We start from the raw sequence: 20,219 nt of genomic DNA, 5'->3' as shown, positions 1-20,219 counted from the left end.
AACATCTATGAACTCTGAGACGAATTGACCGAAAAACTGCCAATTCCGCATCGTTCAGAGAAAAGTACAGACGTTGTTCTTCGATTGAAAAAATGGGTGGGGAATAAAGATTTGCCTGTTCTGCTCTCGTGAGAATAGTAATTTCGTTTTTGATGGCCATATCAGGGCTGTTCCGTATTAAATGTACGATATTTACCTAATTTGCCACACTTATAAGTAGTAACCCACCTCCGCAGCCATTTATTGGTGTGGTCTACAGAGAATTATGTCTTTTTAGAGGGGAAAATCCCTAGAACCCCTATAAGGCACTAGCAATGATTTAACAGAGCGTAGCAATGCTCGTTGCTACTCAGTTTCTTTAAAAGGCTGCAATAGCAAGGCACGAATTGAAGCGTTCTCTTTTATCGCAGGCACATCCCGCTGGCCAATCGAAAGTGTTTCGTCGCTTTGCTTAGCTCTGGGGGTAAAGCTTTTAAAAAGCCTGTCCCACCAAGATACGCTGAAACCATAATTAGAGTTTGATTCTCTTTTAGCTTGGCTATGATGTATGCGATGCAAGCGTTGGGTAATAAGTACCAGTCCCACTCTGTCATCCCACTTTTGAGGTAATCGAATGTTAGCGTGGTTAAATAGCGCAAACCCGTTAAGTGCCACTTCAAAAATAACAACAGCTATGGCTGGTATGCCTAGTATTGCCACTGCCAAAGCTTTAACGCCCAGACTAATAGCAATTTCAACGGGATGAAACCTAAGCCCTGTAGTGGTGTCGACATGGCTGTCGGCATGATGCATTTTGTGAAAACGCCATAAAAAAGGCATCGTGTGAAACAATCGATGCTGCCAGTAAATAAGCATATCCAGCAGCAGTACACTTATTACCACTATACCGACAACCAGAGCGTTGCCGTATTGGGTATTATTTATTTGTTCAGTGGACTGCAAAGTACCGACGGTTTTAGCTGTTACTAGATTAAACAGCCCAACGCCCTCTTGCTGGGCCCATATCGATACGCCAACTAATGTTGCGGGAAGTAAAACTCTAGAGACAAGGGCCCCCAACACCACCATGGAAAGGTTACCGACCCAGCGTGTTTTCCTATTCAGCACGGCATTACGCGCTGGAAACAAGGCTTCCAGAACTGCCATAAAGACAAAAACACCAAGAAATACACTTAGGCGAATAGCTGACGCATTATCCACTACGGTTCTCTTTTCGATTCAATTTCATGTCTACTTCTTAACGACTAATTACGGTTTGTGTAAAGAAAAGGCGCAGCTGTGATGCCTATGCCTAATCAGTTTTGCCGCCTTGAACCTTATCAGTCGTCAAACACTGACTTTGTTTTTCTACTTTATTCAAGGTACTAAACCCACCTGCGATTCGAGTGACGACAGTTACTGCACAAGCAGCGGCAAAAATATAAGCAAGTGCCGCGAAATGTTGGGGCCAGATGCAAAAAGCAAGAAACACAACGATGGTTTCTGTACCCTCGGTTAGCCCTTGCATATAGTAAAAGCTCTTGTTAGCGAACTGTGGTCTGTCGATATGAAATTTTTCAGCTGCAATGGCAAAAGCCAAAAAGCTACTGCCCGTGCCGATAAATGTGGCAAGTAGCACCATTGCTGGTACGCCCCAGTTAATAGGGTCAGCGATGCCAAATGCTAACGGAATAGATGCATAAAACAAAAAGTCTAGGCATATATCAAGAAACCCACCTGCACTGCTGCTACTTTGTTGGTAGCGTGCTAACTCACCGTCAATACCATCAAACACTCTATTGAGTATAATGCAGCTAAGTGCCATTCCCCACCAGTTAAGAATAATAAAGGGGACGGCAAGAATACCTAAAACAAAGCCTGCCACGGTAACTTGATTCGGGCTGATGCCTTTTGCATTCAGTGCTGTGATCAAAGGCTTCAATAGCGGTTTAATAAAAGGGGTGATTTTCGCGTCTAGCATGATGATAACTCTATTATTTGACCGCCAGCAGCGAGGGCGTCCTCTTTATCGTGTGTTACAAGTACTGCGGGAATGTTTCTCGTTTTAAGCTGCTTAAATGTCCAGCTTCGAATTTGCTCACGAAGGACAAGATCTAGCTTACTAAATGGCTCGTCTAACAATACGACGTCAGGTTGCGAAGCTAGCGTTCTTAGTAGAGAAACACGGGATTGTTGCCCGCCTGATAATGAAGTGACTGCGCGCTCCCCTATGCCTGCTAGGTCGACAGCGCTAAGCATTTCTTCGATAGCTTCCATTTTAGCTTTTCGATTTGAATGGCTGTTTTTAGGCATGGCGAAGGCAATATTTTCTGCAACCGTCATGTGCTCAAAGAGCAAGGCGTCTTGAAACATAATGCCTACTTTACGCAAATGAGCTGCTATATCGTTTACTACAACACCGTTAATTTTAATGATACCGCTAAAGCTAAACGGCCCATAAAGTTGGCCGGTAATTGCCTGCAGCAAAGTAGACTTTCCAGACCCACTTGGCCCCATTACCGTTAAAATTTCTCCGTCTTTCACACATATATTCACTTTTAATAATGTGTTTTGTGCATGAGAAACCACTAGGTTTTCTAAACTAAGCGCCATGTAATACTGCTCTATTCTTTTTATCTAAAGTACGAATCTTGCTACCGGTTTTTACTAATGCGGCGGGTAAATACCACGCTATTGCAAAGCCAACTAAAGGCATAATTGCTTGGATAATAACGAATACAGCCGTTAAGCGCGTACTGCTTCCCGACACTGAAGCCACAGCTTCTGTTGTTATGGTGGCAATAGTGCCCCCCGAGGCCAATAGCGTAGGCAAGTACTGGCTGAAGCTTATAGCAAGCCCCAGCGCCCACGCCACCATGATAGCTGAAACCAGGGATGGCAATTTAATATAATAGAACACTTGCCAGGGCGTTTTACCTAAGCTTTGCGCAACCATTGCGTATCGTATGTCGAATTTCCGATAGGCTACCGCCATGGACAAAAATACATAGGGCACGACGTAAACCATATGAGCAATGTAGGTATGAAACCAAACAGCGTCTTGCAGCACGAGTTGCTGGAACCAAACTAGGCCATATAAAAAAGCCACACCAGGCACCAATAACGGCAAAAACAACGAAATTGAAAACGCCCTTTTGGCATTTGTACCTGCGGGTTTAAGCAGCTCACTTTCAAGTGTAAATAGAACTAACCCCAATGCTGAGGTACTTACCAAAATTCCTAGCAATAAACTGTTAGAAAATGGCTGAGCAAGAGTTTCAAAAGCAGTTCGCCAATGCAATAGAGTGGCACCTTCTGGAAATAAATCAGGGTAGTACCACTGCTTAGCGATTGAGTACATAAGTACCGAATAAACCACTGCGCCAATCAAAGCAATGTAGAGCGCTACAGTACTATAAGCGGCGCCTTGCACAAAGCTATCAAAAAAGCGCCTATTCCCTTTCGCAAGCCTTTTCCTTCCCGCATATATCACTATACGCTCGACACATAACAACAGAACTAACGCCAAACCGCTAACGGCAACCTGAAGCACCGCCGCACTGCTTGCCAATAGGCGCATAGATAAATCGATATGATTAAACCAATGCATAATGGCCACGGCCAAAGTGCTGGGGTTGTTGCCCCCTAATATGAGCGGAATTTCCACGTTAGAGGTGGCGAAGACCAACACTGCTAATATTGGTAACTTGATTTGTGCGAACACAGTGGGCATTACCAGCTTAAAAAAGGTTGCCACGGGCGAATAGCCAAGCGCTGTCCCCACCTTGATATAGCCAGAAAGTTTACTTTTCACCAATGGCTGGGACATTACGCTTAACGCCATCAAAAGAATGAACGGCAGTTCTTTTAAACTTAACGCCAGTAGTACGCTTAGCCCCCCAGGATCATAGGGAAAAAAAGAGTCATATGGGAAAAGCGCCTCGCCACTACCAGGAATAACCGTACCCGTTCCTACCGCGGTTATTCGAACAAATATGCCTGACGGGCTGAATACAAATAGTAAGGCAATGGCTGCAGCCGCGTGTGGAAAAACAAGAAACGGGCTTAATAAGCCTTGAATTTTGTTTAGCCAAGTCGATTGATAAAATGACGCTAGTAATAAAAACGCGCCACCAATCGCCAGCAATGTAGACCCCAACCCAGTAAAAAGTGACAGCCACACCATCTGCCAAATATCATCAATAGCAAATAGCGTTTTAAAAACGTTTAGAGAAAAGCTGTTTGCGCCTATTGCAGGAAAATAGCCTAACGCCGGAAACGCTACGCCAACCAACCCTGCCAAAACAGGGATGCACAGCAAAAGTAATAAGCACCAGCGTGCAACACGTGTAAATTGAGCGAACATCAATAGCGTGCTCCATAGCGTTGGTACCATGCCTCTCGCAACACATCGGTCCAGCTTGAATGCGGCTCAGCGAGCAGCATCGTCGCTCGCGATTTATCTAACGCCGATGGGTGACTATTATCTTCAACAAACAGCGCTTGGTCTGACGCTGAAAGGCTTTCAATATCAAGCACTGTGTCGTCGCCCCACACCTCTACCGCCTGTTTTTTAGCTTGTGCCTGTGGAGAAAGCAGGAAGTTAACCACCGTTTTGGCTGCCGCTTTGTTTTTTGAGTTGTAAGTAAGACCTACAAAATGGACATTTGCTAGGCTACCGTCTTGCATAACATAGGTGCGAACATCGTCAGGTAAATCAAAACGAGTGACCGCCGACGGAATTTCTGAAGCGGTGAAAGAGAAAGCCATTGAAAGCTCTCCGGTTCCCACCAAGCGTTGTAATTGGGAAGCTTGGCGCAACATGTGTTTACCCTGCTGCCACATAGTAGGATGCAGCGCGTCAAGATACGCCCACAAACTCGGTAAAACCGCATCAAGCGATTTATCAGTCACTGGCTGATAAAAAAGGCTTCGCTTATCTTTGTTAAGTGCAAGCGCTGCATACTTGATAAAACTAATACCTAAATAATCGCTAGGTACTGGGTAGGTAAATCTACCTGGTGATTTTTGGCTAAATCGTAGAAGCTCTTCAATGGTTTTCGGGGCCATAAGTCCTAGCGTATTTAAGTGTGCGCTACGGTAATAAAAAACCATAGACGCTTTACCCCAAGGCGCCTCCATTCCTAAAGTAGGCTCACCGAAGTCTGTTGTTACAGCGGGGTTTTGACCCGGGTTAGTTAGGCTAAAGTTGTCAAGTTCTCCTACCCACGAAGCACTTAGCAGGTCGTGCTTTTTCATCGCAGCGAAGTTTTCGCCGTTTATCCATATAAGGTCAACACTCCCGTTTTTGTGGTTTCCTGCCGCCTTTTCAGCAAGTACCCGAGAAACCGCATCACTAGTGTCGGCCAGCTTCACATGTTGAAGTTCTATGTTAAAACGTGTTTTAACTTGCTCGGCTACCCACTGAAGGTAACCATTGACTTGGGCACTACCACCCCAAGCATGAAATCGAACAAGAGGCGGTTTTTCGCTGGATGCTTCATCGCTGGTTTGGCCCAACGCAGGCTGGGCTACAACAAATACCAAAAAAATGACCATACAGGTAAAAAAGAGTACCTGCATGGGGGTAAACAACGGGATATTTGTACTTAACTGTCCCGCAGCTTGCCACTCTGAATGCATTTGGGAAGCATTCAGAGTACTAGCGTTAGCGCTACTGTGCCGCATTAAGCGCCCAGTCATAGTTTAGGTATTCAATATCCGCAGTGTCATTTTTTAACGCAGAAACTTGTGTTTCAGTTAATTGCATTGCGTCTTTATACAGCAAGATAAACTCATTTAGCGTCGACGTATCGCGCCACTCGCCGTTTTTACCTTCAAAATCCTCACTGTACCAATCAAATATTTTTGATAGATAGAGTGTGTTATCGCTCATTTTGTTGCGAGAGGTGTCAGCCAAAAATCGCTTAGTTTGTGCCTCTAACTGCGAGTCTAGTTTGTCTCCCGTGTAGGCTTCTTCACGAAGCGCAGGGCAACCTATGCTGGCGCAATTCACCGCAAAATGAATGCGAGGCTCGTTATAGCTTTTTGTGGCTTGGTTTGTACCGCGAATAAGTTCGTGTTCAATTTCATCTAATGTGCGAGTTTCACCAAGCAGCGGTGCTATCTCCTTTTTCCAAGGCGAAGAAAAGAAACTTCCTAAATCACGAATGGAGTCGATATCTGGGTACTCAGTTAAGACAAGCTCAATGGTATAGGCGTTGTAAGCATTAATAAGAAAAGCGAGCTGTTTATCTTTATCCCATGAGTCGAATGTACTTTGCTCAACCTTTGATAAGCGCGCTAAATACTCATTAAGCGTATTTCGCTCTTTTTTAAAGCCATCGTAATTTACCTGCGTGCTTGCGCCGTTGGAAATCGGCGTGACGTATTTACCTAACAATTTATCAAACGTGCTATGTAGGCCCGCTTCAGCACTAGCATAGAAACTTACGCTTGCAGCAAACAGCACTAAGCTGCCTACTGCCACACTACGTGATACTGCACTTAAACGCGACAATAGGGCGATTTTGCGCATAAAAGACGATTGAGTAGTTTTCACTTCTATTACCCTCTCCGCCATGTGTGAAATTTCTCAACGTAGCTTAAAAGTTTTTCAGGGGCATTAGCGCGCTTCCAATTTCCCGCTGCGTATTTCGCTCCTTCTGCCCACGTAGGGTAAGCGTGGATAGTGCCAAGAATTTTGTTAAGACCTAAATCGTGTTTCATGGCAATAACAAATTCAGAAAGTAAATCACCAGCGTGCTCAGAGACAATGGTTACACCCAATATTTTGTCTTTCCCCGGCGGCGTAAGCACCTTTATGAACCCCTTACGCGCACTCTCGGCCACGGCTCGATCGAGTTCGGCGAATTCGTACCGAGTTACTTCCACATCAATGTCTTGTTCTGCAGCATCTCGCTCACTAAGACCTACCCTCGCCACCTCAGGGTCGATAAAGGTAGTCCAAGGGATAACGCTATAATCCACCTTAAACTTCTTAAATGTGCCGAAAAGTGCGTTAACCGCCGCATACCACGCCTGATGGGCAGCTACGTGGGTAAACTGATAAGGGCCTACCACATCACCAGCAGCAAAGATGTTTGGCATCAGGGTTTGCAAGTATTCATCGGTCTCAATAGTTCTATCAAACTGAATTCCCAAATCTTCAAGACCAAACCCACTAAGGCGCGCTTTTCGACCAACTGCCACAATCACTTCGTCATAGGCTATAGTAGACTCAACACCTTCTTTAGCAACCACTAATACTTTTTCACCGTCTTTCGTCTCAAAGCGCAATGCATCATGAGATGTCAAAACATTCACTCCGCTTTCTCGAAGTACAGATTCAGAATATTCAGCTACGTCAGCATCTTCCTTACCCATTAAACGTGGCGCACGTTCAACTTGCGTAACCTCGCTACCAAGGCGAGAAAATGCCTGTGCTAGCTCACAGCCAATAGGCCCACCACCCAATACGATCAAGCGCTTTGGCGCTTCTTCAAGGTCAGCAAATTTAGACCATAAGGTATCAGAAGTGACATAACCGCTTTGTTCGATACCGGGCAGGTCAGGAACAAAAGGCGCTGCCCCCGTGGCAACAACAATGTTCTTTGTTGTTAGCGTTTGGGTGCCGCCATCATTCTTTTTGATTTCTACTGTCCAGGGGTCGATGATCTTTGCATAGCCTTTTACAACGTCAACACCCAAACTGGTGTAACGCTCTACGCTGTCGTTGGGCGCAATCGCCGCAATGACTTCATGCACACGGGCCATCACTTTTTTAAACGACATGGCAGGTGTTACCGGCTCCAAACCATAGTTGTCGGCATGACGCATTTGGTTAGCTACTTTCGCCGTTTTAATGATGGCTTTACTGGGTACGCAGCCGTAGTTAAGGCAGTCGCCCCCCATTTCCCCTGCTTCTACCAGCGTTACTTTTGCTTTCACTGCTGCCGCAATATAGCTGGTGACTAATCCGCCAGCACCGGCGCCGATCACTACTAGGTTACGGTCAAATTTCTTTGGTTTGTTGTAGCCTTTGTAGACGCGGCGGCGATTTACTATTGCCACAATGCCTTTAGCAATCCACGGGAATATACCTAGCAATACAAATGAGAAGATAAGCCCTGGCGATACTATGCCTGACAGACTGTCAATTTGCGCCAACTGCGTACCAGCATTTACATAAACAGCGGTGCCAGCAAGCATGCCTATTTGGCTTACCCAGTAAAACGTCCAGGTTTTAAGTGACGTCAGCCCCATTAACAGATTTATTAAGAAAAACGGAAATACTGGTACTAAGCGCAAAGTAAATAAGTAGAACGCACCTTGTTTTTCAATGCCTTCATCAATTTTCTTAAGCTTTTCTTTGAACTTGTTTCGTACGGTATCACGCAGGATGAAGCGCGCGACTAAAAAAGCTAACGTAGCGCCCACACTTGATGCGAACGACACAATAATTAAGCCCTGCGCCAGCCCAAATAGTGCGCCTGCCGCTAGGGTCAAAATTGCCGCACCTGGGAGCGATAGTGCGGTAACCGCCACATAGATAGCGAAGAACACCCCTATGCTTAATACAGGGTTTTCTTCTATTTGCGCTTGAAACGTATCGAGTGAGTCCTTCATGCCCTGAAGAGTTAGATAGCTATTCAAATCAAAATAGAAAAAACTAAATATAGCGGCGGCGATAATCCCTAAAAGCGCTATTTTCTTAAACATAAAAATCCTTAGCGCTTAAAACGCGTATTGCATGGTAACTTGAGCGTGACGAGGTACGTTTGGCATGACAAGAGTCGCGCCGAAATATCCACCTTCAAACAGCGGCTGCCAATTTTTCTCATCGGTCACATTAATGATATCTAAACGCAATCGAAGGTCATCTGTCACTTGATAGTCTGCATTTACGTCAACCGTATATTGGTCACGAATATGCACGGTTTGCAGGAAGTCTAGTGGGAATGACTTGGTATATAGGGCACTTGCTCCCACTTGCAAGTCGTCGGTAACTTGCCAGCCAGCGTTAATAGAAGCAATTTGCGGCGGGATCCCCTGAACACGACTGTCTGATGCAGGGAACGCGGCAAAAGAGGGTGATCCTACTCCTGTACCTTCAATAATATCAGGGCGACTATTATCAAACGCATCTATCACCTGAGCCGTGCCTTGAAACGCTGCAGAGTCATCGAAGCGAGCGTCTAAATAACTGTAGGCAGCATTGACCCATACATCGTCGCCTTGGTAAAACATTTGCAACTCAACCCCTTTGGTTTTCACGCCGCTGTTGCTGCCATCGCGATTGCGTAAGCTACGGGTTTGCTCAAACACTGCAGCTTCAGCATACCATTTGCTGTTTGGCGCGTATTTTACCCCTGCTTCATACAGAGTATTTTCGGTAGCAAAATTAAGCGGGTTAATTTCATTATTACCGCCCAATACTGTGCCACCCGCCATACTGTTTGATGTAGCATCGTTTTCTGAAAACGCCGCGTATACGTTGATGTCACCGGTGAGTTTATAAACCGCGCTTAACTGATAGCTAGTTAACGTATCGCTGTACGAATCTGAGGCTGCTTCAACACCATTAGGCGCTAGAGGGTCTCGGGCATCAACATCGTAATAATCAACTCGAACGCCAGCAATGGTTGAGAACGTGTCTGTCCAACTAGAGCGTTGCTGGAGCGCCAACCCAGTTTGCCACGACGTGGAATCAGTGGTGTCTGACAAGTTAAAATCGCCGTTGCCATCGCCGTCTAAATCATACTGAGCCCCCGGAGACACGAATACACCTGGACGTAACTCGACTAAACGTGCTTTTTGCGCGTCGGTAAGCGGGATCACGCGGTTAGAAATAGGCCCGGTTAAATCAATCGGATTGTCGGCTTCAGTAGTAAACTGGCTATAGCCCAGCACGTCGTTATAGCGAATCGCCAAGCCTACAGTAGTAAGTTGGCTATCGTTCCACTGATAATCCACTTCAGTGCGGTTTTCAAACGTGTCAGCGCCGTCAATAATCTCTACAAAGCTATTTTGCGCAATTTCTTCCCGTTCAAGATATTGGTAATACGTAATATTGCGAAGCGCCACGTTATCAGCCATTTTGTATTCTACATTGCTGCGAATAACGGTGGTTTCAGCACCATTGATGTCATCAGGATTAGTAAATACGCGATTGCGGGGAATAACCACTTCACCGGTAGGTGAAATAATGGCTCCAGCCCCCGGAACTGAACTGCCATTAGGCTGAGTGCCTTGCCCAGTAATATAAACACCATTGTCGATAAGGTCTTGGGTTGGGCGGTTTATACCCGCATTGTCTGGATAGTCTGTGTCATAATATTCAGCGCTAATATCCCAAGTTAGTGCGTCGCTCGGTGTGTAGCGATAAGCAACAAATAGGTTTGTACTATCGCGCTCAGCGAAGTCGTAGAAGCTGCCGTGATCTAGGTATTCAGCACTAAAGCGAATGCCGCTTTTCCCTTCTTCTATCACTGTGCCGTAGTCCACTTGTGCTGAATACTGATCCCAGCGCCCGGCGCGAAGGGTAACCTTACCGCTACTGTCGCTAGTAGGCGCAACCTTAGTTTGAAGGTTTACGAAGCCACCATTACGCTGCGTACTTCCAAACAAAACTGGCGACGGCCCTTTCACTACGTCAATTTGCTCAACGCTATTAAAAGACAATGGCAACCCAAAACCATTATTGCCAGCCTGGCGTCGCACGCCGTCTTGAAAAAGCTCGCCTAACTGACCGCGAATACTTGGCAAACTAGGTGTACCGAAACCGCTTGAAGCGTAGGCATTTGGAGCTGCTTTTACAATGTCGTGAAGATCATTAATGTTAAGCGCTTCAATCGCTTCTGCCGACAATGACGTTACCGCACGAGGGGTTTCTGCTGCGCTTAAACCACTACCAAATATACCTTTTAGCGTATTGTCGCCGGGGTTTAGTGTGTTTAAGTTTTCTTGATTGCCTGTTACTTCTACTACTTCTATATCTGCCACTTGTTGGGCAGCTAGAGAATGACTGATGGCAAGTGCGAGTGTGCTAACGGCAAGGCCGATTACTTTTTTCATTAACGATTCCGTATTTTTATTTATTATTCGACTAGACCGATACGTGTCACAAAAAATTTCAGTACATTTAATTTTCGAAAAAACATTATAAAACACAAAATTAATTGAAATTTTTATTTTGAACGGTCGTTCTTGTATGCTTGCACTATTATACTTTTGGAGCATATATGCAAAACAACACTGATATTCAAAACCGACTGGAGTGGTCGTTACTTTCGCTTCGCGTAACTATTTTTATTGTTATGTTTGTTTGGACCCTAGATAAGTTTGTCAATCCTGCCCACGGCATGGCAATTTTTGAAAAATTCTACGGCATAGGCGGCGTACCTGAAATGGCCGTGTACATCATGGGCGCATTACAGCTCGCATTGGTATTAGCGTTTTTAGCGGGCCTTGTGAAAAAATACACCTACGGCCTCATCTTTATCCTTCACGGTGGCTCCACTCTTTCGTCTTTCCCGCAATATCTAGACGCCTTTAATCACCTGCTCTTTTTTGCCGCATGGCCTATGTGGGGAGCATGCTTTGCACTATTCCTATTGCGCGATGCCGACACTAAATTTGCCTTTGGCTAGTAGTACACATGTGTTGGGGCAACTGCACTAAATCGTGATAGCCAGTTGCCCTTACTAAGGCTCACCTCATAGCGCCAATACGGCGCTTTTTAACCTCTGGCAGCCACATACAGTTGTTGCCATTCGCCCTCTTGTACCGGCATTATTGATAACCTTCCGCCTTTTTTAACCAAAGGTAGCTCAGTAATACCTTCCATACTCTTAATAACAGAAAGTGGAAGTACGCTGGAAAACTTTTCTATAAACTTCACATCTACACGATACCAACGAGGATTTTCTTCGCTGGATTTAGGATCGTAGTATTTTGACTCAGGGTTGAACTGTGTGGTGTCTGGGTACCCGTCTTTCACCACTTCTGCAACGCCTGCAATACCGACCAGTTTACAGCTGGAGTGATAAATAAACACTTTATCGCCTAGCTTTACGCCATCACGTAAAAAGTTACGGGCTTGATAATTTCTTACGCCATCCCACGGTTCAGTCTGGTCAGGACGGCTTGCCAAGTCATCGATAGAAAATGCATCAGGTTCTGTTTTAAATAGCCAATACGCCATGTTTTTATTCATTCTCTTAATCTTCGAACACTTACTGAAGCGTAGGTAAATAAACATACGCTGTATGCGCTCTTTTAATACCAGGCCGCATAGATAACTCAGCCATTTAAGGAAACTGCGAATAAGTCCTGCAATTTAGTTCTTGAACCAGCCTTTGCACTTACCGTCTAATTTTTGAACGCTAAAATTTCAATTTCGGCAAATATACTGCCGTTTTAGGCCTGATTTCGGCCTTATTCCGGGTTATTCCCGGATTTCAGATAGATCTTGGCTGTCGCCTTAACATCTGGTCTACTTTAAACAGGTTCGCTAAGGTGAATAACATGGCTAACTGTGAGTCATTTTTCATCAGCCCTTTATAACGTGCTTTGATAAAGCCAAACTGACATTTGATGATCCGAAACGGATGCTCCACTTTTGCTCTGATGCTGGCTTTTAAGTATTCGATGTTAATGGCCGTTTTGTTTTTGCGAGGATGCTTTTTCAGTGCCCGGACTTTTCCGGGGCGTTCAGCAATCAGCCATTCCACATTCGTATCTTGCAACTCTTCCCGCATCGAAGCGCCCTGATAACCGGCATCGCCGGAAACGAATTCTTCTTCGCCATGCAACAGGTTCTTCAACTGGTTCAGGTCATGCTCGTTTGCGGCGGTGGTCACCAGCGTATGGGTGAGGCCACTCTTGGCATCCACACCAATATGGGCTTTCATACCGAAGTGCCATTCATTGCCTTTCTTGGTCTGATGCATATCAGGGTCTCGTTCATTCTTTTTGTTTTTAGTGGAGCTGGGTGCTTCAATAATCGTCGCATCCACCAGTGTACCCTGCGTCATCATCACACCGCAGTCAGACAGCCATTGGTTGACCGTTTTGAATAATTTGCGAGTCAGCTTGTGCTTTTCCAGCAAGTGCCGAAAGTTCATAATGGTAGTGCGGTCTGGAATGGCTTTATCCAATGACAGTTGCACAAACTGACGCATCGAGGCAATTTCATATAACGCATCTTCCATGGCTTCATCACCGAGGCTATACCATTGCTGCATACAATGAATGCGAAACATGGTCTCAAGCGCGTACGGACGTCTACCATTGCCAGCTTTAGGATAAAAGGGTTCAATCACTTCCAGCAGTTGAGGCCACGGCAGCAGTTTATCCATTCTGGATAAGAATATCTCTTTACGAGTCTGGCGGCGCTTGCTGGAAAACTCACTATCGGCAAAAGTTAACTGTTGGCTCATGGGCGGTAATGGCTGTGATTTACTATGCAGCTATGATCTCACATCGGGGACTTATTCGCATCTTCCCTAGGTCAAAGCTGCATTATCGTCAAATTAATAACTTCATTTATATATCCTGACTTCAATACTCTGAAATTGAAAGTTAGCCTCCGCAGGTATCGGTTTTGAGTCGCCAGCAGCAGAATAAACTCAGCTTAATCTTGATTTAGATCAATTGCTCATAGACCATCCAACTGCCGCAGGTGTTGTCATACGTTCAATGTTCAATGTTCAATGTTCAACGTTTAAGTAACTATGAGCTTTAAGCCAATGCATGATGGACACCTGCGCACGATTTGTCCCGGACATTAATGTCTATTCAATTGATGAGTGTTTTTTGTATTACGGCAAACAATCCTCAGCACCTCAAGAAGGGTGGGAAGCAGTCGGGATGCAGGTAAGAAAAGCCGTTGGGCGAGAGGTAAGATTACCCAACTGCGTAGGCATCGGCCCAACACCAACTTTGGCCAAGGTCGCAAATCATGCAGCAAAGAAAATCAAGGGTTTTAACGGCGTGGCTGTTCTTGATATCAAGGAAATACGAAACGCAGTATTATCAAAGCTGGCTGTCACTGATGTCTGTGGTATCGGTAATCGCCTAGGAAGACGCTTAAATGCGTTAGGTATTAATACAGCTTGGGAATTGGCCAATAGAGACCCTACGCAAGTCAGAAAAGAGTTCTCAATTTTAGTTGAAAACACGGTGCAAGAGTTAAACGGCGAAGTCCGACACTCTTGGGATACAGTGCGTGGCGCGAAAAAAGAAATATATAATACTCGTAGTTTTGGAGGCCGAATTACCGTTTTTGAAGAGCTGCGCAGTGCTTTAGCCAGCCATGCTGAAGTAGTGGCAGCTAAGCTACGCAAACAGAAAAGTTTAACTAGCAGTATGACACTATTTGCAACCAGCTCACCGCACGACACTGAAGGCTATTTCAGGAAGTCGTACTTTCATCATTTTGCTGTACCCACTAGTGACACTCGTAATATTTTTAAAGTCATTGGAGGTGCTATGCCGCAGTTTTACAAGCCTAACGTGCGATATTAGAGGTGCGGGTTGGGTTTGATGGGGTTACACATTGAAGCGGTGTCTCAATACGATTTGTTTACACCCCCAAATGACAACAATAAACTCATGTCTTGCATGGACAGAATCAATGCGAAATATGGACGTTCAACGGTGCACATCGCAGCTAAAGGGTTTGAGCAAAAGTTTGCCATGCGGCGATCTTTCTTATCGCCACAATACACAGCAAAGTGGAGCGATATACCAAAGATAATTTGTTAGCAGTTGAGCATACATTTTTCTACTGTCGCATAAATGGTGACCGTCGGTTTTGAGCGCAGGCTGTGTGAAAACCTAAAACGAAGACCAATCTATCGTTATTCAGATATTTTTACGCAGATTTAAACCCATATTTAAGTCATTAGGCTATCTAGCAGTAATGTAAATATTATCAGTCACGGTTCTAAAAAGGATGGCAAATTAGCTTGTATACTGCGCAATAGAGAGGATTTTGCTAACAACTCGCCATCATTCCTGCATGGCGGTAATGAGTGTGTGTATTCCAACAATCGACATCATTCGTTTTAGATTGTAGGCCAGTACATGGAGGCTCATTTCCGTACTGACGTTTTTCTTGCGTGTCATCAAGAAGTGCGTTGCCCCCATCCACATTTTGATGGTGCCAAACGGGTGTTCGACGGTTTGTTTTCTAATGACCGTCGTTTCAGGTGCAGCATCTAACCTTGTTTGCATTACGTCAATTTCAGCCTCATGTATCCAACGCCGCATTTTCCTCGGTTCTGTTTTTGATTGGGTACATTGAGCACGAATTTTACAGTCCCTGCATGCGATATGATTGACATACACCTTCTGCTCTAAGCCACTCTCATACACGTTTCGCCGATGTGGTAGCTCCTCTCCAGCTGGGCAAACATAAATATCTTTGTCTTGGTCATACTTGAACAATGATTTATTAAATATGCCTTTCTTTTTAGAACCCGATGTATCGATTTGGGGGACTAAAGCTGTCGCGCCTAAATCCTGAGCTGCTTTAATATCATTACGACTGAAATAACCTTTGTCGGCGATAACGGTGATATCTTTTCTATCTAGAGCCTCTTGCACTAGCGTTGTAACGGGCGTTAGTTGGCCTCGGTCTGTCGACATCGTGATGTCATGACTGACAATAAGATGATGTTTTGTATCAACTGCGCTTTGCACGTTATAGCAGACCTTGCGATTCATGTTATCGGTTTTCATTAAACGCGCATCGGGGTCATTTAACGATAACTGCTTGTCTGGGTGAGCATTAACGGCTTCTTCAATTTCTTGTAACTCAACAAGGCGATTCTTGAGCCAGGCTAATTTATCTTGCATCAACCCCACATCTTTATCACTTTTATCGTTAGCGTCTGCACTATCTAACTTCAATAAATAGTCGCTGATACTCGTTTCAATTAATGCAATATGGTCCTTGGCTTTTTGGGGAGTGAAGTTATTCTTTTTGGCATTTACAGCTTTAAATTTGCTGCCATCAATGGCGAATACCGCATCGCTGAACATGTTCATTTGACGGCACAGTTGAACGAACTGGCGGCAAGCATTCTTGATGCCTTTGCCGTTGTCTTTTCTAAAGTCAGCAATGGTTTTGAAATCAGGTTGCAAACGTTCGACTAACCACATCAGTTCAACGTTGCGATGCGTCTCTTTTTCCAAACGGCGTGATGATTGAATACGGTTTAGATAACCGTAAATATATAACTTGAGCAGTGTTGCTGGGTGATAACAAGGACGGCCTGTTTGTTTTGCCTGCACCCGATTAAAACCTAATGATTCAAGATTTATTTCATTCACAAAAACATCAATGACTCGAACGGGATTATCTTCAGTGACAAAATCATCTAGCACTTCTGGTAGCAGTGTAGTTTGTGTTCTTGATTGACCTTTAATATGGTGAGACATCACAGATTCTCTCTGGTTTGGCTGACCATTTAATTATACTAAAAACGGAGATTAGATAGGTGATTACATTAAGACTGATTGATCATATAAACACCGTGCTTAGTCCAAAAGGTGATCAATAGTTTTCACACAGCCTGAGCGAAAAGCGGTCATTGGTTTATGTTTACCTACCGTATCAAAAGCTGAGTTAGGAGACCTTCAGAAAGCATAAAATAGATTAATCATTCATCCAATTTTCTTCTTAGTTTCTTTGTTAACAGACTTTAACCAGTCGTCCTTATCTATTGGTTTTGAAAATAAATATCCCTAATAATGATTACGCCTCTTTTTCTTTAAATAGGCAAATTGCTTATCAGTCTCGACTCCCTCTGCAACACTCTTCACAACAAATGCGCGAGCCATTTCAATAATCGTGTCAACAATAGCGTAAGATTTTTCAGGCTGATTAATTTCAATGTCGTCAACAAAATACTTGTCGATTTTTAATTCCGAAATAGGCAATTCCTTTAAATAAGCAAGGCTTGAATAACCCGTATCAGAATCATCTATGGAAAACTTAAACCCTTGCTTACAAATTCACTCATCGTAGTTTTTACAATTGCCATATCAATAACTCTTGCGCACGTGTAGCAATAATAAAATAGTGGTGTGAGGCAATGATTACTGAAGAATTTACAACCGCGTTACAAAGTAATAATATAAAAAAATTGCTGAGTGTCAATAAGTGGGTAGTTGCCTCTTAGGCGTTATAACGAACAGACGCGTAATGGCATTGCGCTTATGATTGATGCTGTAAAAGGACAAATATGATTGATCTAAACGTACTCAAGGCAGCTGTTATGAACTCTCGTGACGGCATAACGATCTCGGACCCTACACTGCCAGATAATCCGCTGATATTTGTTAACTCGGCTTTTGAGAGGATGACTGGCTATAGCCTTGAAGAGATTATTGGTAAAAACTGTCGTTATCTACAGGGAGATGATAAAGATCAAGAAGATCAATTAACTATCATTCGTGAAACTATCAAGAAACAACAAACCTGCCTAGTAACGCTCAGAAACTATCGAAAAGATGGCTCGATGTTTTGGAATGAACTCAGCATGTCGCCAATTTTTGATAATCAAGGAAAGCTAATACATTATTTAGGCATTCAAAAAGATGTCACCAGACTTAAAATTCAAAGCAAGGAACTTAACGAGACAAACGATTTAATGTGCGCAGTGAATGAGTCAAACCGAGATATACAGTTCGTACTCGACAGTGATGGCGTTATAGTCAAATATAATGTGAATGATAGTAAAGATTTATATCTGACACCCGATGAATTAATTGGGAAAAAGATGCTTGATTTACTTCCAATACAAGTATCTGAGCAGTTTAAAAATGCATTTGATGAGGCAATTGAAACTAACTCGTTAGTGTCATTCGACTACATGCTGTCGATGCCATCGGGCGATAGTACTTATAGCGCACATATTATCTCGCTTGAGGATAAAAGGATAGTTGTCACTGCCCGCGACATAACCGCTGAAAAAGAGAAGGAACTCGCTCTAATCCAAGCGACCAAAGCGACCCAAGAGTTGAATAGAGAGTTAATCTCTCAAAAGGGTGCAATAGACGAACACGCCATTGTGAGCATCGCTGATGTTGCTGGCCGCATTACCTATGTCAATGACAAGTTCTGCGCCATCAGCGGTTATGACCGTGAAGAGCTACTGGGCCATAACCACAAAATCGTTAAGTCCGATGAACACCCAGACGAGTTTTTCGTGGATTTATGGAAGACCATTTCTAGTGGTCAGGTGTGGCATGGTGAGATTAAGAATACCAATAAGACTGGCAGCGACTATTGGGTTAAAACGACTATTGTTCCGACCCTAGATGATAAAGGTAAGCCCTTTCAGTATGTAGGCATTCGGACAGAAATCACTGACTGTAAACAAGCCGAAGAAAAGCTGAAACTCGTTGCTCATTACGATGCATTAACCAACCTCCCCAACCGTGTACTACTGGCTGACCGATTGAACCATGACATGGTGCAGTGTCAACGCCGCAATAATTCATTAGCCGTTGCGTTTATGGACTTAGATGGCTTCAAAGCCGTCAATGACCTCTACGGCCATTATGTGGGGGATGAACTACTCGTTGAAGTGGCACAGCGCATGAAAGAGGCGTTACGAGAAGGTGATACGCTGGCACGTATTGGCGGCGATGAATTTATTGCTGTCATGGTTGATTTGGAAAATATTGAAGATAGTGAGTCTGTATTAAAACGACTACTAAAGGCCGCTGCTGCTCCTGTTACTTTGGGTGATGCTGTAATGCAAATCTCAGCGAGTATTGGTGTCAGCTTTTATCCACAAGACGAAGCAGATGCAGACCTGCTCATGCGTCACGCCGACCAAGCCATGTATTTTGCTAAGCAAGCAGGTAAAAACCGTTATCAATTTTTTGATACCACACAAGATAATGCGATGAAGATTCGGCAGCAAAGTATAGGCGATGTTTGCTCAGCTTTGGGTAGACGTGAGTTTGTGTTGCATTATCAACCCAAGGTGAATATGCGCACAGGTGATGTGATAGGTGTCGAAGCATTAATCCGATGGCAGCATCCTACTCGCGGTATAGTCCCACCTTTAGATTTCTTACCAGCGATAGAAGGTCATGCCATTAGTCTGGAGCTAAGTGAATGGGTCATAGACACTGCACTAATTCAAATAAGCCAATGGCGAAGCATGGGCTTAGACCTATCTGTCAGTGTCAACATTAGCGCCTATCAATTACAACAAGGTAACTTCACCACTCGCATAACAGCGTTGTTAGAAGCGCATCCCGAAGTTGACCCTCACTATTTAGAATTGGAAGTATTGGAATCCAGTGAGTTAAGTGACATCAGCCAATTGCTTAACACCATGAGTGCTTGCCATGAACTAGGCGTATGCTTTGCCTTGGATGACTTTGGTACAGGGTATTCATCGCTTACCCATATCAAACGTCTACCAGCCTACTTGATTAAAATCGACCAGAGCTTTGTGCGTGACATGCTGGAAGATGTCGACGATTTAGCGATTGTTGAAAGCGTCATAGGTTTAGCTAAAACATTCAAGCGCGAAGTCATTGCCGAGGGAGTAGAAACCATCGAACACGGAGCAGCACTATTACGACTGGGTTGTGAGTTGGCGCAGGGTTATGGCATTGCTCGGCCCATGACTGCCGGTGATATTCCTGAGTGGGTATCTAACTGGAAAACATATGATTCTTGGCAGACTTATAAAGGCTAACTGACTTGGCCACTGAGACTACCCAGAAGCGACCTTACAGAGCAGTCGGGTACGGCAGCTTTTGGCACTCAGACGACTTCAAGTCGTTCACCATACGTTCCAAAATGGAACGTATGGTGATCTAAGGTTTGTATTGTTGATAGTTTTAGCCTTGTTAATATTCGCTATCTGGGGTTCTAGGGATTTTCCCCTCTAAAAAGACATAATCCTCTGTAGACCACACCAATAAATGGCTGCGGAGGTGGGTTACTACTTATAAGTGTGGCAAATTAGGTAAATATCGTACATTTAATACGGAACAGCCCTGATATGGCCATCAAAAACGAAATTACTATTCTCACGAGAGCAGAACAGGCAAATCTTTATTCCCCACCCATTTTTTCAATCGAAGAACAACGTCTGTACTTTTCTCTGAACGATGCGGAATTGGCAGTTTTTCGGTCAATTCGTCTCAGAGTTCATAGATGTTACTTTGTCGCGATTTTGGGATACTTCAAATCAAAGCCC

18 protein-coding genes are annotated in these 20,219 nt (G+C 44.2%); 5 read left to right on the top strand and 13 right to left on the bottom strand.

Annotated elements, in window-relative coordinates:
- The 9 genes from LPA49_RS21470 to LPA49_RS21430 form a co-directional block, all read right to left on the bottom strand.
- Positions 1 to 160: DUF4158 domain-containing protein (locus LPA49_RS21470; RefSeq protein WP_230237752.1), on the bottom strand; the 160-nt coding region annotated here is incomplete at its 3' end.
- 185 nt (positions 161 to 345) lie between these two features.
- Positions 346 to 1,200: a sterol desaturase family protein gene (locus LPA49_RS21465; protein WP_230237746.1), complete on the bottom strand. Its 855-nt coding sequence runs from the start codon at positions 1,198 to 1,200 to the stop codon at positions 346 to 348.
- Positions 1,201 to 1,291: 91 nt separating this feature from the next.
- The gene (locus LPA49_RS21460) at positions 1,292 to 1,960 is read right to left on the bottom strand and encodes a CDP-alcohol phosphatidyltransferase family protein (RefSeq protein ID WP_230237745.1); all 669 of its coding nucleotides are present in this window, start codon (positions 1,958 to 1,960) and stop codon (positions 1,292 to 1,294) included.
- On the bottom strand, positions 1,954 to 2,592 hold the full coding sequence (locus LPA49_RS21455; RefSeq protein ID WP_230237744.1) for an ATP-binding cassette domain-containing protein: 639 nt from the start codon (positions 2,590 to 2,592) through the stop codon (positions 1,954 to 1,956). Before LPA49_RS21455 ends, LPA49_RS21460 begins: the two co-directional genes overlap by 7 nt.
- Positions 2,582 to 4,345 (bottom strand): ABC transporter permease, encoded by a 1,764-nt coding sequence (locus tag LPA49_RS21450; protein ID WP_230237751.1) that lies wholly within the window; start codon positions 4,343 to 4,345, stop codon positions 2,582 to 2,584. The genes LPA49_RS21455 and LPA49_RS21450 overlap by 11 nt, the downstream gene beginning before the upstream one ends.
- Complete coding sequence (locus LPA49_RS21445) at positions 4,345 to 5,538, bottom strand: ABC transporter substrate-binding protein (RefSeq protein WP_230237750.1); 1,194 nt, start codon at positions 5,536 to 5,538, stop codon at positions 4,345 to 4,347. Before LPA49_RS21445 ends, LPA49_RS21450 begins: the two co-directional genes overlap by 1 nt.
- A gap of 115 nt (positions 5,539 to 5,653) precedes the next feature.
- On the bottom strand, positions 5,654 to 6,517 hold the full coding sequence (locus LPA49_RS21440; protein ID WP_268260802.1) for a DUF547 domain-containing protein: 864 nt from the start codon (positions 6,515 to 6,517) through the stop codon (positions 5,654 to 5,656).
- Between the two features lie 29 nt (positions 6,518 to 6,546).
- Entirely contained in the window at positions 6,547 to 8,700 is a 2,154-nt protein-coding gene (locus LPA49_RS21435) for an FAD-dependent oxidoreductase (protein ID WP_230237742.1), read from the bottom strand.
- A 15-nt stretch (positions 8,701 to 8,715) separates the two neighbouring features.
- Complete coding sequence (locus LPA49_RS21430; protein WP_230237741.1) at positions 8,716 to 11,055, bottom strand: TonB-dependent siderophore receptor; 2,340 nt, start codon at positions 11,053 to 11,055, stop codon at positions 8,716 to 8,718.
- Positions 11,056 to 11,222: 167 nt separating this feature from the next.
- Here LPA49_RS21430 and LPA49_RS21425 point away from each other — a divergent pair, with 167 nt between their 5' ends.
- The gene (locus tag LPA49_RS21425) at positions 11,223 to 11,630 is read left to right on the top strand and encodes a hypothetical protein (RefSeq protein WP_230237740.1); all 408 of its coding nucleotides are present in this window, start codon (positions 11,223 to 11,225) and stop codon (positions 11,628 to 11,630) included.
- Between the two features lie 89 nt (positions 11,631 to 11,719).
- On the opposite strand, the gene LPA49_RS21420 is transcribed toward LPA49_RS21425, so the two are convergent.
- Together LPA49_RS21420 and LPA49_RS21415 are read right to left on the bottom strand one after the other, a co-directional pair.
- On the bottom strand, positions 11,720 to 12,184 hold the full coding sequence (locus tag LPA49_RS21420) for an EVE domain-containing protein (protein ID WP_230237749.1): 465 nt from the start codon (positions 12,182 to 12,184) through the stop codon (positions 11,720 to 11,722).
- A gap of 256 nt (positions 12,185 to 12,440) precedes the next feature.
- Complete coding sequence (locus LPA49_RS21415; protein WP_230237739.1) at positions 12,441 to 13,421, bottom strand: IS5 family transposase; 981 nt, start codon at positions 13,419 to 13,421, stop codon at positions 12,441 to 12,443.
- A 313-nt stretch (positions 13,422 to 13,734) separates the two neighbouring features.
- On the opposite strand from LPA49_RS21415, the gene LPA49_RS21410 reads away from it, so the two are divergent.
- On the top strand, positions 13,735 to 14,508 hold the full coding sequence (locus LPA49_RS21410) for a UMUC domain-containing protein DNA-repair protein (protein WP_230237738.1): 774 nt from the start codon (positions 13,735 to 13,737) through the stop codon (positions 14,506 to 14,508).
- An 18-nt stretch (positions 14,509 to 14,526) separates the two neighbouring features.
- Complete coding sequence (locus LPA49_RS22375; RefSeq protein ID WP_326847814.1) at positions 14,527 to 14,748, top strand: DUF4113 domain-containing protein; 222 nt, start codon at positions 14,527 to 14,529, stop codon at positions 14,746 to 14,748.
- 246 nt (positions 14,749 to 14,994) lie between these two features.
- Here LPA49_RS22375 and LPA49_RS21400 read toward each other — a convergent pair whose 3' ends face one another.
- Positions 14,995 to 16,428, bottom strand: coding sequence for an IS1182 family transposase (locus LPA49_RS21400; RefSeq protein ID WP_069945381.1), 1,434 nt, complete (start codon positions 16,426 to 16,428; stop codon positions 14,995 to 14,997).
- Between the two features lie 306 nt (positions 16,429 to 16,734).
- Positions 16,735 to 16,977, bottom strand: coding sequence for an EAL domain-containing protein (locus LPA49_RS21395; protein WP_230237747.1), 243 nt, complete (start codon positions 16,975 to 16,977; stop codon positions 16,735 to 16,737).
- A gap of 257 nt (positions 16,978 to 17,234) precedes the next feature.
- Between LPA49_RS21395 and LPA49_RS21390 the strand changes: the two genes are divergently transcribed.
- Positions 17,235 to 19,712, top strand: a complete 2,478-nt coding sequence (locus LPA49_RS21390; RefSeq protein WP_230237737.1) for an EAL domain-containing protein — start codon at positions 17,235 to 17,237, stop codon at positions 19,710 to 19,712.
- A gap of 309 nt (positions 19,713 to 20,021) precedes the next feature.
- Positions 20,022 to 20,219 (top strand): DUF4158 domain-containing protein (locus LPA49_RS21385; RefSeq protein WP_230237736.1); only part of this gene is annotated, 198 nt, incomplete at its 3' end.

The sequence above is a fragment of the Pseudoalteromonas sp. MB41 genome, from assembly GCF_020966275.1.
Lineage (GTDB): Bacteria > Pseudomonadota > Gammaproteobacteria > Enterobacterales > Alteromonadaceae > Pseudoalteromonas > Pseudoalteromonas lipolytica.
The sequence above is the reverse complement of the archived record's forward strand: the minus strand, read 5'-3'. Positions and strand labels throughout refer to the sequence as shown.

What these genes read in the sequence shown, in the direction of transcription:
- LPA49_RS21460 (WP_230237745.1), bottom strand. Translation starts at nt 1,960, where the DNA reads ATGCTAGACGCGAAAATCACCCCTTTTATTAAACCGCTATTGAAGCCT.
- LPA49_RS21455 (WP_230237744.1), bottom strand. Translation starts at nt 2,592, where the DNA reads ATGGCGCTTAGTTTAGAAAACCTAGTGGTTTCTCATGCACAAAACACA.
- LPA49_RS21450 (WP_230237751.1), bottom strand. Translation starts at nt 4,345, where the DNA reads ATGTTCGCTCAATTTACACGTGTTGCACGCTGGTGCTTATTACTTTTG.
- LPA49_RS21445 (WP_230237750.1), bottom strand. Translation starts at nt 5,538, where the DNA reads ATGGTCATTTTTTTGGTATTTGTTGTAGCCCAGCCTGCGTTGGGCCAA.
- LPA49_RS21440 (WP_268260802.1), bottom strand. Translation starts at nt 6,517, where the DNA reads ATGCGCAAAATCGCCCTATTGTCGCGTTTAAGTGCAGTATCACGTAGT.
- LPA49_RS21435 (WP_230237742.1), bottom strand. Translation starts at nt 8,700, where the DNA reads ATGTTTAAGAAAATAGCGCTTTTAGGGATTATCGCCGCCGCTATATTT.
- LPA49_RS21430 (WP_230237741.1), bottom strand. Translation starts at nt 11,055, where the DNA reads ATGAAAAAAGTAATCGGCCTTGCCGTTAGCACACTCGCACTTGCCATC.
- LPA49_RS21425 (WP_230237740.1), top strand. Translation starts at nt 11,223, where the DNA reads ATGCAAAACAACACTGATATTCAAAACCGACTGGAGTGGTCGTTACTT.
- LPA49_RS21420 (WP_230237749.1), bottom strand. Translation starts at nt 12,184, where the DNA reads ATGGCGTATTGGCTATTTAAAACAGAACCTGATGCATTTTCTATCGAT.
- LPA49_RS21415 (WP_230237739.1), bottom strand. Translation starts at nt 13,421, where the DNA reads ATGAGCCAACAGTTAACTTTTGCCGATAGTGAGTTTTCCAGCAAGCGC.
- LPA49_RS21410 (WP_230237738.1), top strand. Translation starts at nt 13,735, where the DNA reads ATGATGGACACCTGCGCACGATTTGTCCCGGACATTAATGTCTATTCA.
- LPA49_RS22375 (WP_326847814.1), top strand. Translation starts at nt 14,527, where the DNA reads ATGGGGTTACACATTGAAGCGGTGTCTCAATACGATTTGTTTACACCC.
- LPA49_RS21400 (WP_069945381.1), bottom strand. Translation starts at nt 16,428, where the DNA reads ATGTCTCACCATATTAAAGGTCAATCAAGAACACAAACTACACTGCTA.
- LPA49_RS21390 (WP_230237737.1), top strand. Translation starts at nt 17,235, where the DNA reads ATGATTGATCTAAACGTACTCAAGGCAGCTGTTATGAACTCTCGTGAC.